General features: G+C 71.9%; 12 protein-coding genes. 8 read left to right on the forward strand and 4 right to left on the reverse strand.

All coding sequences use genetic code 11. The features are described from left to right. Nucleotides 1-171 precede the first annotated feature (171 nt). Together phoR and phoP are read left to right on the forward strand one after the other, a co-directional pair. Nucleotides 172-1,452: a two-component system sensor histidine kinase PhoR gene (phoR, locus tag PV341_RS22890; protein WP_500330239.1), complete on the forward strand. Its 1,281-nt coding sequence runs from the start codon at nt 172-174 to the stop codon at nt 1,450-1,452. Beyond that, a complete protein-coding gene (phoP, locus tag PV341_RS22895; protein WP_475986601.1) occupies nt 1,449-2,129 on the forward strand; it encodes a two-component system response regulator PhoP in 681 nt (226 codons plus the stop codon). The genes phoR and phoP overlap by 4 nt, the downstream gene beginning before the upstream one ends. A gap of 106 nt (nt 2,130-2,235) precedes the next feature. Here phoP and PV341_RS22900 read toward each other — a convergent pair whose 3' ends face one another. Beyond that, nucleotides 2,236-2,823, reverse strand: coding sequence for a DUF461 domain-containing protein (locus tag PV341_RS22900; protein ID WP_500330237.1), 588 nt, complete (start codon nt 2,821-2,823; stop codon nt 2,236-2,238). 605 nt (nt 2,824-3,428) lie between these two features. On the opposite strand from PV341_RS22900, the gene PV341_RS22905 reads away from it, so the two are divergent. The 6 genes from PV341_RS22905 to PV341_RS22930 all read left to right on the forward strand — a co-directional run bounded on the left by PV341_RS22905 (nt 3,429) and on the right by PV341_RS22930 (nt 9,765). Beyond that, nucleotides 3,429-3,911: a CarD family transcriptional regulator gene (locus PV341_RS22905; RefSeq protein ID WP_018559600.1), complete on the forward strand. Its 483-nt coding sequence runs from the start codon at nt 3,429-3,431 to the stop codon at nt 3,909-3,911. 228 nt (nt 3,912-4,139) lie between these two features. Continuing rightward, nucleotides 4,140-4,865 carry a 2-C-methyl-D-erythritol 4-phosphate cytidylyltransferase gene (gene ispD, locus PV341_RS22910; protein ID WP_499516900.1) on the forward strand — a complete coding sequence of 242 codons (726 nt, stop codon included), beginning with the start codon at nt 4,140-4,142 and terminating at the stop codon, nt 4,863-4,865. Beyond that, the gene (ispF, locus tag PV341_RS22915; RefSeq protein ID WP_500330236.1) at nt 4,855-5,379 is read left to right on the forward strand and encodes a 2-C-methyl-D-erythritol 2,4-cyclodiphosphate synthase; all 525 of its coding nucleotides are present in this window, start codon (nt 4,855-4,857) and stop codon (nt 5,377-5,379) included. Before ispD ends, ispF begins: the two co-directional genes overlap by 11 nt. A 178-nt stretch (nt 5,380-5,557) precedes the next feature. Next, nucleotides 5,558-6,952 (forward strand): cysteine--tRNA ligase, encoded by a 1,395-nt coding sequence (cysS, locus tag PV341_RS22920; protein ID WP_500330234.1) that lies wholly within the window; start codon nt 5,558-5,560, stop codon nt 6,950-6,952. Nucleotides 6,953-7,028: 76 nt separating this feature from the next. Further along, nucleotides 7,029-7,985 (forward strand): 23S rRNA (guanosine(2251)-2'-O)-methyltransferase RlmB, encoded by a 957-nt coding sequence (gene rlmB, locus PV341_RS22925; protein WP_500330232.1) that lies wholly within the window; start codon nt 7,029-7,031, stop codon nt 7,983-7,985. Between the two features lie 184 nt (nt 7,986-8,169). Beyond that, the gene (locus PV341_RS22930; protein ID WP_500330256.1) at nt 8,170-9,765 is read left to right on the forward strand and encodes a DoxX family protein; all 1,596 of its coding nucleotides are present in this window, start codon (nt 8,170-8,172) and stop codon (nt 9,763-9,765) included. A 144-nt stretch (nt 9,766-9,909) separates the two neighbouring features. Here PV341_RS22930 and PV341_RS22935 read toward each other — a convergent pair whose 3' ends face one another. From PV341_RS22935 to PV341_RS22945, 3 genes are all read right to left on the reverse strand, one after another. Continuing rightward, on the reverse strand, nt 9,910-10,647 hold the full coding sequence (locus PV341_RS22935) for a nucleotidyltransferase family protein (RefSeq protein WP_500358874.1): 738 nt from the start codon (nt 10,645-10,647) through the stop codon (nt 9,910-9,912). Nucleotides 10,648-10,677: 30 nt separating this feature from the next. Continuing rightward, nucleotides 10,678-11,091, reverse strand: a complete 414-nt coding sequence (locus PV341_RS22940) for a hypothetical protein (RefSeq protein WP_499513191.1) — start codon at nt 11,089-11,091, stop codon at nt 10,678-10,680. A gap of 253 nt (nt 11,092-11,344) precedes the next feature. After that, entirely contained in the window at nt 11,345-12,463 is a 1,119-nt protein-coding gene (locus PV341_RS22945; protein WP_500330229.1) for an ABC transporter ATP-binding protein, read from the reverse strand. Nucleotides 12,464-12,602: the final 139 nt, after the last annotated feature.

A 12,602-nucleotide genomic window follows, 5' to 3' on the forward strand; every position in this document is an offset into this window, starting at 1 on the left:
GAGGATTGTCCTCCCACGCTGACACGCTCCCCAACCTCGCGCGCACACGCGTACCGCTCGAGCATCGGGAATGAACCGGTGCTGACACCACGGTGAACTCTTGGCAACGCGCGTTCGAGAAGACGCTCCGACCGCTGTGGGTCACTCATTCCGTCCCCCTAACCTGGGGGTATGGACGTGAACGCGGCAGTCGCCGCAGCCAGTGCGATCGCCGGGCTCTGCACCGGTGTGATCGCTGTGCTCGCGTTCCGCTGGAGCGAGCGGGAGCAGGCCCGCCCGACGCGCACATCCCTGCGGCCCGACGCCGCAGCCGTACTACCGCCGGGCGTGGACACGGTGCTGTCCGTGCTGCGCTCGTCGGCCGTCGTCCTCGACGAGGGCGACACGGTGGTCAAGGCAAGCTCGGCGGCGTACGCCCTCGGGCTGGTTCGTGGCGGAAGGCTCGCCGTCGACCAGATGCTGCAGATGGCCCGGGAGACCCGGCGGGACGGCGAGATACGGCAGGTGGAACTGGACCTGCCGCGCCGGGGCGCCGGCCGCGGCGAGGGCCTCGCGGTCTCCGCCCGGGTGGCACCACTGGGCTCGCGCCTGGTGCTGCTCCTGGTCGAGGACCTGACCGACGCCCGGCGCATCGAGGCGGTGCGGCGCGACTTCGTCGCCAACGTGAGCCATGAGCTCAAGACCCCGGTCGGCGCGCTGTCGCTGCTCTCCGAAGCGGTGATGGACGCCAGTGACGACCCCGAGGCCGTCGAGCGCTTCGCGGGCCGGATGCAGATCGAGGCCGCCCGGCTGACCAGCCTGGTCCAGGAGATCATCGACCTCTCCCGGGTCCAGGACGACAACCCCCTCGACGACGCCGAGCCGGTCGCCGTCGACGACCTCGTCGCCGAGGCGGTCGACCGCTGCCGCCACCCGGCGAACGCCAAGCAGATCACCATGGCCACCGGCGGCGCCCCCGAGCTGTACATCTGGGGCAACCGTGGCCAGCTCGCGGCCGCGCTCGGCAACCTCGTCGAGAACGCCGTCAACTACAGCCCGGTCCGCACCCGCGTGGGCATCGCGGGCCGCAGGGTCTCCGCACCCAGTGGCGACCTGATCGAGATCTCCGTGACCGACCAGGGGATCGGCATCTCCGAAAAGGACCGGGACCGCGTCTTCGAGCGGTTCTACCGGGTCGACCCGGCGCGCTCGCGCGCCACGGGCGGCACCGGCCTCGGTCTGTCCATCGTCAAGCACGTGGCCGCCTCCCACGGCGGGGAGGTCACGGTGTGGAGCGCCGAAGGCCAGGGCTCCACCTTCACCCTGCGGCTGCCCGAAGCCGCGGCGTCCCGGGACGGCCGGGACCGCTCCACCGCCGTGGCGGTGGAGGACGGCGGGCCCGGCTCCGGGTCCTCTTCCGCCCTCTACGAGACGTTCCCCGATCACATCCCCGCCCCGGAGGTCCTCCCGTGACCCGAGTACTCGTCGTCGAGGACGAAGAGTCCTTCAGTGATGCCCTGTCGTACATGCTCCGCAAGGAAGGCTTCGAGGTCGCCATCGCGGCGACCGGGCCCGACGGGCTGGACGAGTTCGAGCGCAACGGCGCCGACCTGGTCCTGCTCGACCTGATGCTGCCGGGCCTGCCCGGCACGGAGGTCTGCCGCCAGCTGCGGCTGAAGTCCAACGTCCCGGTGATCATGGTCACCGCGAAGGACAGCGAGATCGACAAGGTTGTCGGTCTCGAAATAGGAGCGGACGACTACGTCACCAAGCCCTTCTCCTCCCGCGAGCTGGTCGCCCGGATCCGGGCGGTGCTGCGCCGTCGCGGCGAGCCCGAGGAGATCTCGCCGTCGGCGCTGGAGGCCGGCCCGGTCCGCATGGACGTCGACCGGCACGTCGTGACGGTGGGCGGCGGCAAGGTCGACCTGCCGCTCAAGGAGTTCGACCTCCTGGAGATGCTGCTGCGCAACGCGGGCCGCGTCCTCACCCGCATGCAGCTCATCGACCGGGTCTGGGGCGCCGACTACGTCGGCGACACCAAGACGCTCGACGTCCACGTCAAGCGCCTCCGCGCCAAGATCGAGCCGGACCCGGGCGCGCCGCGCTACCTGGTGACGGTCCGTGGCCTGGGCTACAAGTTCGAGCCGTAAACCGGCCGCGGCCTGGCTTCGGGTTCCAGTCGTAGACCGGTGACCGGACAGGAAGGGGCCCCGGGGGCGATGTGCTCCCGGGGCCCCTTCGCGTGCCGGGGTGTGCTCAGCCGGCGGGCGACTCGGTGATCGTCTCGGTCTCGGTCGGCGAGGCCGTGGCGCCCTCGGCGGGCGACTCGCCCGGGCTCGCGGTCTCCGTGGGCGAGGGCTTCTCGCTCGGCCCGAAGGAGGCGTAGTAGCCGGCGGCGGGCAGCGCGAGGCTCTGCAGGGAGACCTCGCCGGTCTTGCTGAAGTCGAAGACGACGTCCTTGAAGTCGCCGTCGGTCTTGCTCGCGGAACCGCCCTTGAACAGGGCGGACGGGTTGCCGTCACCGCCGAGCAGCACGGAGCTGTGGCCGGGCAGGGTGATCGTGCCGGACAGGTCGGCGTCCAGGGAGCCGACCTTCACGGAGTCCAGGGTCTGCGACTCGTCGCCGTTGTTGAAGATCTTGGCCGTCACCGAGGAGGAACCGTCGGAGGTGGCCTGGGTGAGCACGACGACGTTCTGGACCTCGATGTCGCCGACGCTGGTCGCGGCGTTGTCCGGCCTGACGCGCAGCGTCTCCGCGCTGTTCCCGGCAGCGCAGGCGGCGAGCGGGAAGAGCGAGAGTGCAAGGGCGGCGGCGAGAGCGCCGCGTCGAAGGCTGCTGCTCACGGCGGCGGCATCTCCTTGGGCGGGGTACGGAGGTACGGACGTACGGGACTTACGGGTTACCTGGTGCTGGATTAGGTTACCGAGCCTGTCTCGTGCGCCCGCACCGGGCCACCCCCCGGCGGGCCGGGGCTTCACCCACCCGGGTGTCCGGGAGACGTTCCAGGGGGCCGTCGGGGGCCTTCCACGGGGCCCCGGGCGGAACGGCGCGGGCACGGCGGAATCCATTACGGGATTCCGCCGAACGATTCCCGCCACACCGGCAAGATCCATTTACCGTTCATCCGCCGGACGGAAATCCGGCGTGGTGCGAAAATGGATCAATCAAGCCCGTGGCGGCCGAACGGAGTAGCGAGAGACCCCCCGCAAGAGAGCGACAAATCGGGATGTTCCTCCCCTTGTCCTGGCCCTCGGAAGGGTGTAACGGCAGCGTTTCAGGGCCCCTCGACACCCACTCCGACCTGCGAATTCCGCCTTCCGCTCCCCTCCCGCAGCACGTTCCGGGCGCACTTGTCAAGCCCCGAGATATGCCCTGACCTGCGAAAACGCCATTCAGAACCAGCCGTTCCCGTGTTACCCTGGATAGCCACGGAAGGGGTACCTGTCACATGACGTTCAAGGTTGGCGACACCGTGGTCTATCCCCATCACGGGGCCGCGCTGATCGAGGCCATCGAAACTCGCCAGATCAAAGGCGTGGACAAGACCTACTTGGTGCTCAAGGTCGCCCAGGGCGACTTGACGGTACGCGTGCCCGCGGACAATGCGGAGTTCGTCGGCGTGCGCGACGTGGTCGGTCAGGAAGGGCTGGACCGGGTCTTCGAGGTGCTGCGCGCACCGTACACCGAGGAGCCCACCAACTGGTCCCGCCGGTACAAGGCGAATCTGGAGAAACTCGCCTCCGGCGATGTCATCAAGGTCGCGGAAGTCGTGCGTGACCTGTGGCGTCGCGAGCGGGAGCGCGGGCTGTCGGCCGGCGAGAAGCGCATGCTCGCCAAGGCCCGCCAGATCCTGGTCAGCGAGCTCGCGCTCGCGGAGAACACCAACGAGGACAAGGCCGAGACCCTCCTCGACGAGGTCCTCGCGTCCTGACGCGGATTTCCGCCGTGGTGCCCGGTGCGTTCCCTACGCCGGGCACTGCGGCATGCCGGGGCGCCCTCACGGTGGCCTGGCACTTCGACGACGCCGAGGATCCCCCTCGTCTTCGTTCGCGCGTCGCTTCCCCCTGCATACTGGGTGCCGGGCCCGGGCAGCTGGCCCTGTCGGTGTCACGGAAGGGTCCGACAGGGGCTTCGCGCCCGGCACGTTGAGGCGATACCCATTTCGGCCAAGGACACAAACCTGACTACCGCGGCAGTCATTCCCGCCGCCGGACGTGGAGTCCGGCTCGGCCCCGGTGCGCCCAAGGCGCTGCGCACCCTGGGCGGCGTCCCCATCCTCGTGCACGCCGTGCGTGCCATGACCCGCGCCCGCGCGGTGTCACTGGTCGTCGTCGTGGCGCCCCCGGACGGGGTCGCCGAGGTCAGGGCGCTGCTCGACAGCAACGGCCTGCCCGAGGCCAAGGACATAAGGGTCGTCGCCGGCGGCGAGAGCCGGCAGGACTCGGTACGGCTGGGCCTGGCCGCGCTGCCCGACGAGGTCGAGGTGGTGCTCGTCCACGACGCCGCCCGCCCGCTGGTGCCGGTCGACATGGTCGACGCCGTCGCCGCCGCCGTGCGGGACGGTGCCTCGGCCGTCGTGCCGGGGCTGCCGCTGGCCGACACGGTCAAGGAGATCGACCCGGCGACCGACGCCGTCGTCGGCACCCCGGACCGCTCGCTGCTGCGCGCCGTCCAGACCCCCCAGGGCTTCGACCGGGCGACGCTGCTCAAGGCGCACACCACGGTCACCGGGCCGGTCACGGACGACGCGAGCATGGTCGAGCGGCTCGGCGTCCCGGTGCTGGTCGTGCCGGGGCACGAGGAGGCCTTCAAGGTCACCCGCCCGCTGGACCTGGTCCTCGCCGAGGCCGTCCTCGCCCGCAGGAGGGCCACCGATGACTACTGAGCCGACGGGCACCGCCCCGGCCGCCCACGTCCCCGTGCTGCCCCAGGTGGGCATCGGCACCGACATCCACGCCTTCGAGCCGGGCCGTGAACTGTGGGTCGCCGGTCTGCTGTGGGAGGGCGAGGGGGACGGCCTGGCCGGGCACTCCGACGCCGACGTCGTCGCGCACGCCGCCTGCAACGCGCTGTTCTCCGCCGCCGGCATGGGCGACCTGGGCGCGCACTTCGGCACCGGGCGCCCGGAGTGGTCGGGCGCACCCGGTGTGACCTTGCTCACGGAGGCCGCCCGGATCGTCCGCGAGGCGGGCTACGACATCGGCAATGTGGCCGTCCAGGTCATCGGTCCCCGCCCCAAGATCGGCAAGCGCCGCGACGAGGCCCAGAAGATCCTGTCCGCCGCCGTGGGCGCCCCCGTGGCGGTCTCCGGCGCGACGACCGACGGTCTGGGCTTCACCGGGCGTGGCGAGGGGCTGGCGGCCGTGGCGACCGCGCTGGTGGTCCGCCGCGCGAAGTGACCGGCGGCACGGAGGAGTTGACCCGGCGCCCGCAGGGTCGTGCCGTCCGCCGTACGGGTGAAGCGCCCGCCCGCCGGGCGCTCCCGCGGCCGGTGCGACGGCCCCCGCGAGCGTCACAACACCATGAAGCTCCCGTGGATCGGACGGCGCACGCACCCGGGACCACTACCCTTGATGCGTGACTATTCGCCTGTACGACACCGACGCGCGCCAGGTCCGTGACTTCACCCCGCTCCGGCCGGGCTGCGTCTCGATCTACCTGTGCGGCGCGACCGTGCAGGCAGCCCCGCACATCGGGCACATCCGGTCCGGACTGAACTTCGACATCATGCGCCGCTGGTTCGCCTACCGCGGCTACGACGTCACGTTCGTGCGCAACGTCACGGACATCGACGACAAGATCATCGCCAAGTCCGGCGAGCAGGGCCGCCCCTGGTGGGCGATCGGTTACGAGAACGAGCGGGCCTTCAACGACGGTTACGACGCGCTCGGCTGCCTGCCGCCGACGTACGAGCCGCGCGCCACCGGCCACGTGCCCGAGATGATCGAGATGATGCGCGGCCTCATCGAGCGCGGCCACGCCTACGAGTCCGAGGGCAACGTCTACTTCGACGTCCGCTCCTTCCCGGACTACCTGGAGCTGTCCAACCAGGAGCTCGACAACCTGCGCCAGCCGGAGAGCGAGGGCGAGACCGGCAAGCGGGACGCCCGCGACTTCGCGATGTGGAAGGCCGTCAAGCCCGGCGAGCCGTCCTGGGAGACCCCGTGGGGCCGTGGCCGTCCCGGTTGGCACCTGGAGTGCTCCGCGATGGCCCACAAGTACCTGGGCACCGCCTTCGACATCCACGGCGGCGGCATCGACCTGATCTTCCCGCACCACGAGAACGAGATCGCCCAGGCCAAGGCCTTCGGCGACGACTTCGCGCAGTACTGGGTGCACAACGCCTGGGTCACGATGAGCGGCGAGAAGATGAGCAAGTCGCTCGGCAACTCGGTGCTCGTGAGCGAGATGACCAAGCGCTGGCGCCCCATCGTGCTGCGCTACTACCTCGGCACCCCGCACTACCGCTCGATGATCGAGTACAGCGAGGAGTCGCTGCGCGAGGCCGAGTCGGCGTTCGCGCGGATCGAGGGCTTCGTGCAGCGGGTCGTCGAGATGGCGGGCCCGGTCGAGCCGGCCGCCGAGGTGCCGCCGGCCTTCGCCGAGGCGATGGACGACGACATGGGCGTCCCGCAGGCGCTGGCGATCGTCCACACCACCGTCCGGCAGGGCAACTCGGCGCTCACCGCGGACGACAAGGAGAGCGCCGTCGCCCGCCTCGCCGAGGTGCGGGCGATGCTCGGCGTCCTGGGCCTGGACCCGCTGGACGCGCACTGGTCCGGCGACGGTCGCGGGGAGGACCTGCACGGGGTCGTGGACTCCCTCGTCCGGCTGGTGCTGGAGCAGCGGGAGTCGGCCCGCGGGCGCAAGGACTACGCGACCGCCGACGCCATCCGCGACCGGCTCCAGCAGTCCGGGCTGGAGATCGAGGACACCCCCTCCGGGCCGCGCTGGACGCTCGGCTCCCGGTAGCCGGGCGTCCGCGTCATCATTGACACGTACGTACGTTCACGCAGTAGCAGCAACAGCAGCAGGAAACAGGTGACCCATGGCCGGCAACAGCCAGCGCAGGAACCGCCGCACGTCCAACAAGAAGGGCGCCACGGTCGGTAGCGGCGGGCAGCGGCGCAGGGGTCTGGAGGGCAAGGGCCCCACCCCGCCCGCGGAGGCGCGCAAGGGGCACGCCAAGCAGCGTGCCGCGAACGCCAGGGTGAAGCGCGCCGCGTCCACGCAGTCGCGCCGTCCGTCCGGCCGGGGCTCCAAGTCCACCTCGGAGCTGGTGGCCGGGCGCAACCCGGTGGTGGAGGCGCTGCGCGCCGACATCCCGGCCTCGGCGGTCTACGTCCAGCAGTTCATCGACAACGATGAGCGCGTGCGCGAGGCGATCAAGCTCGCCACCGACCGGGGCATCCCGCTGATGGAGGCCCCGCGGCCGGAGCTCGACCGCATCACCAACGGGCTCAACCACCAGGGCCTGGTGCTGCAGATCCCGCCGTACGAGTACGCCCACCCCGAGGACCTCGCCGCCGAGGCCTTCGACGCGGGCGAGGACCCGCTGATCGTCGCGCTGGACGGGGTCACCGACCCGCGCAACCTCGGCGCCGTCGTCCGCTCCGTCGCCGCCTTCGGCGGCCACGGGGTCGTCGTGCCCGAGCGCCGCGCCGCCGGGATGACCGCGGGCGCCTGGAAGACCTCGGCCGGCACCGCCGCGCGCGTCTCGGTCGCCCGGGCCACCAACCTCACCCGCACGCTCGAGGCCTACCAGAAGGCGGGCCTCACGGTCGTCGGCCTGACCGCCGACGGCGAGACCGAGCTGCAGGACCTCGAGGCGCTGGCCGGCCCGGTCGTCGTCGTCGCGGGTTCGGAGGGCAAGGGCCTGTCGCGGCTCGTCGGGGAGACCTGCGACCTGCGGGTGCGCATCCCGATGCCGGGTGGCGCCGAGTCGCTGAACGCGGGCGTCGCCGCGGGCATCGTGCTCTACGAGGCGGCGCGCCGCCGGGCCTGAACCCGGACGCGCCCCCGTGCGCGCCCCGGCGACAACCCCTGATTGACGGGCCTCGGACACAACGGGGCCCGTCACACAGTGTCCTTATCGGGTGTCACTCGGTTAGATGAGTGTGGACACCAGAACACCCCGCACTCCTCCGGGGGGACGGTCGTCGGCGGTCACCGACGAGCCTGTGCTCAACATGCATAAGGTCTCCTCCGACCCGGCCCAGGTCATCGTCAATCACGCGAGCTTCCGCGTGCAGCTCGGCGCGGCGTCGGGCCGTGCCCTGACGAGGACCCAGCGCGTCCCCGTCATCCCGACCTCCGTCCGCCCCTCCGCGGCCGCACAGCGGCGCGGTGCGCCCCTGGTGTGGTCCGGGCGCAGCGAACCCGGCGACGCCGCTGCCGGCCACCTGCTCGCCGCGGTGCGCCACGGTCAGGTGGACGGCCCCGACCTCGGCGCCGCGACGCAGGTGCTGCCGCGGATCGAGGAGCCGCCGCAGCCCGTCGTCGGCCCGCCGCGCCGGCCGCCGGCGCCCGGCGAGATGCTCGGCGGCATCCGCCCCGCGCGCGGCGCCTACAACGACTACCTCGACCCCGAGGACACCAGCGAGTTCGCGTACGCCGCGCCGACCGCCGGCCCCGTCGACGAGGACCCCGACTTCGATCCGTACGCGGATCCCGACGAGGAGTACGGCCGCGCCCGCAACCGCGAACGCGCCGAACCCATCCGGCACGCCTACTACCCCGGCCGCCGGATGAACCTCGGCATCGTGCTGCTGCCGCTGCGCATCTTCCTGGGCTTCATCTCCATCTACGCCGGCATGGGCAAGCTCTGCGACCCCGTGTACTTCGACGGCGGCAAGCGCGGCTCGATGGTGACCTGGCTCGCCTCGCTCCACCCGTGGGGGCTGGCCGAGCCGCTGCGCGACCTCGCCCTCGCGCACCCCATCGGCGCCGGACTCACGGTGGCCTTCCTGCAGGTGATCGCCGGGGTGCTCACGGTCTTCGGGCTCTGGCAGCGGTTCGCGGCGTCGATCGGCGCCCTGTTGTCGGCGGCGCTGCTGGTGACGGTGAGCTGGCGGACCGTCCCGGCGTACGACACGCCCGACATCATCCTGCTCGCCGCCTGGAGCCCGCTGGTCATCGCGGGGGCGCCGGTCTACTCCGCCGACGGCCGGCTGGCGAGCGAGGCCTGGCGCAAGCTCGGCCCGCGCGCCCCGCTGGGGGAGTTGCGGAGCCGGGTGCTGCGGCGCGGCGCGGTGCTGGCCACGGTGCTGGTCGGGATCTCGCTCGTGGTCGGTGCCACCCTCGGCACCGCCGTACGGTCCACCAGCCCGCGCACGCAGCTCCCCGCCCCGACCGACGTCCCGACCAACAACCTCGAGGGCTCCCCGCTGCCCGAGGTGCCCGGGGAGAAGTCGTCCCGGCCCTCCACGGCCCCCTCGGCGGGCCGTTCCGGCGGTCCCTCGTCCTCCCCGTCCTCCTCGCCGTCGGCGCGGGGGGCGGCGTCCTCGGCGCCGAACGCCACGCACTCGCGTCCCGGGTCGTCCTCGGCCACCACCGGCAGTGGCGGCGGCACCGGCGGCGGGCCCGCGCGGCCCGCGCCGTCCGTCCCGTCCCGCCCCACGGTGCCCAGCAACCCGCCGACGCAGGGCGGCGGCAACGGCACCGGAGGCACCGGCGGCGGTTCCTCCGACAGCGGCGGCGCGCTCGGCGGGCTGCTGGGCAGCGGCGAGACCTCCGGCTGGCTGCTCGGGGCCCCGGCGCGGCACGGCTCGGGCAAGGTCGCGTAACGCCCGTACGGCACACGGGAAGAGGCGGCCGGAGGTTCCACCCTCCGGCCGCCTCTTCGTCGTTCCCTGCCGCTGCCTGCGGCGCTGCCCGTGGTGCTGCCCGTGGTGCTGCCCGTGGCGCGGGCTGTGCCGCGGTCGGTGCGCTCAGGGCTGCGAGGCGAGTTCCTTCGCGGCCTCGGCCAGGTCCTTGGCGGTGTCGATGGCCCGCCAGTAGGCGCCCTGGGGCAGCGGGAAGCCCGCGAGCCGCCGTTCCCGGGCGAGTTGGGGGAAGGTGGTGCGCTCGTGGTCACCGCGTTCCGGGAGCAGCCCGGTGAACTCGGGGGAGAAGACGTAGACGCCCGCGTTGATGAGGAACGGCGAGGGCGGGGCCTCGATGAAGTCCAGGACGTGGCCGAACTCGTCGGTCTCCACGGCGCCCCACGGGATGCGCGGACGGGCCAGCGCCAGCGTGGCGACCGCGGCCCGCTCGATGTGGAAGGCGGCCATCTCCCGCAGCGAGAAGCGCGTCCAGATGTCGCCGTTGGTGGCGTACCAGGGCTCCTGGGGCCGGGGCAGGGAGGCCGCGGCGTGCTTCAGGCCGCCGCCGCGGCCGAGCGGTTCGCGCTCGACGACCGTGGTCACCCGCAGCGGCAGGTCGGCCGCCGCGTCGACGAGCCACTCCTGGAGGACCTCAGCGAGATGGCCGCACGAGATCACGGCGTCGGTGACGCCCTCGGCGGCCAGCCAGGCAAGTTGATGGCCGATGATCGGGATCCCGGTTCCGGGGATCTCGATCATCGGCTTGGGGCGGGTGTCGGTGTAGGGCCTCAAGCGGGAGCCCTGTCCTCCGGCGAGGAGGACGGCCTGGGTCACCGCCGGGGAGGTCGCGGGCGTGCCGGTCATGGGCGCACCCTACGCGACCCGCGCGTCGGGTCATCCGAGCGAGGCCACGCCCGTCGCGAAGGCGGTGTCGCAGACCGGCCGCGACCAGGCCTGGGCGCGGTGCACCGAGCCGTACTTGGCGACCGCGGCACGGCCCAGGGACCGGGCGATCGAACCGCAGTACTGCGCCAGCGAAGGCCGCTCGTTCATCTCGCGCTGCAGGTGCGTCAGGGCGATGCCGGGGTTCTTCTCCTGCAGCTCGCCCAGCAGCTTGCGGCGGAGCACCTCCTGCGGGGCCGACCGCTGGGACGCCGCCTCCTTCTGGTGCGAGGCGGTGAGGACTTGGGCGTCGGACGCCGACGTCGCCCACGGGACGCGGGTGACGGCGAGGGTGCCGGAGAGCACGAGGACGACCGGGAGGACGAGGGCGAGTGACTTGCCGATGCGGCGGGCTACCTGGTTCACGGCAGTGATGGTAGCGAGGAGTGATGATTTGGCGACATTTAGCCACTCTGATGAGTGATGAATGCCCCTTGATCGACTACGGGCGCATTGACGAACATGGTCGAAACGCCATTGTATGACCGGAAATGCGGGGGGTTTCGGCCCCGGGAACGGCCGCGGCCCGGCCCCCCTTGCGCGGGGGCCGGGCCGGGTGTGTCCGCGGGCGGTCGGGGACCGGGCGCCCGGTCACCCGCCCGCTCGGTCGCTCAGTGGCTCAGTCGCTCAGTCGCTCACCGGTGGAGGTGGAGAAGACGTGGCTCTCGCCGGCGCGCGGCACGACGCGCAGCACGGAGCCCTTCTCCGGCACCTGGCGGCCGCCGACGCGGATGACCAGGTCCTTGTGCTCGCCGCCGACCTCGGCCGAGCCGTAGACGAAACCGTCCGCGCCCAGCTCCTCGACGACGTTCACCGTGACGGCCAGACCGGCCGGCTCGTCCTTCGACAGGCCCGAGCCCTCGCCGTCGACGATGTCGAAGTGCTCCGGGCGGACGCCGACGGTGACCGTGCGGTCGCCCTTGTCCGCCGCGGCCTGCACCGCGTCGCGCTCGACCGGCACCACGGAGTTGCCGAACTTCACGCCGCCGTCGGTGATCGGCACCTCGACCAGGTTCATCGCCGGGGAGCCGATGAAGCCCGCGACGAAGAGGTTGGCCGGCCGGTCGTACATGTGGCGCGGGGTGTCGACCTGCTGCAGCAGACCGTCCTTGAGGACCGCCACGCGGTCGCCCATGGTCATGGCCTCGGTCTGATCGTGGGTGACGTAGACCGTGGTGGTGCCGAGGCGGCGCTGCAGCGAGGCGATCTGCGTACGGGTCTGGACGCGGAGCTTGGCGTCCAGGTTGGACAGCGGCTCGTCCATGAGGAAGACCTGCGGCTCACGGACGATCGCGCGGCCCATCGCCACACGCTGGCGCTGACCACCGGAGAGCGCCTTGGGCTTGCGGCCCAGGTACTCGGTGAGGTCCAGGATCTTGGCGGCTTCCTCGACCCGCTTGCGGATGTCGGCCTTGTTGACGCCCGCGATCTTCAGGGCGAAGCCCATGTTGTCCGCGACGGTCATGTGCGGGTAGAGCGCGTAGTTCTGGAACACCATGGCGATGTCCCGGTCCTTGGGCGGCAGGTGGGTGACGTCCCGGTCACCGATCCGGATGGCGCCGGCGTTGACGTCCTCCAGGCCGGCCAGCATGCGGAGCGAGGTCGACTTTCCGCAGCCCGAGGGGCCGACGAGGACGAGGAACTCGCCGTCCGCGATGTCGATCTGCAGCGCGTCGACGGCGGGGCGCTCGGTCCCGGGGTAGATCCGGGTCGCCTTGTCAAAAGTGACAGTAGCCATGGTGCAGTGGTCCCTTCACCGGCAGGAACGTGCCGGACGATCCGAGTAAAGGAATGAGGTCTAGTCCACAGGATGTGGACCTTCCGTGACGCTACCTGGCCCGCCCCGCTTTGTCAGTACCCTCCCGGCGGCCAATTCC

This window comes from Streptomyces sp. PA03-1a (assembly GCF_033792805.1).
Lineage (GTDB): Bacteria > Actinomycetota > Actinomycetes > Streptomycetales > Streptomycetaceae > Actinacidiphila.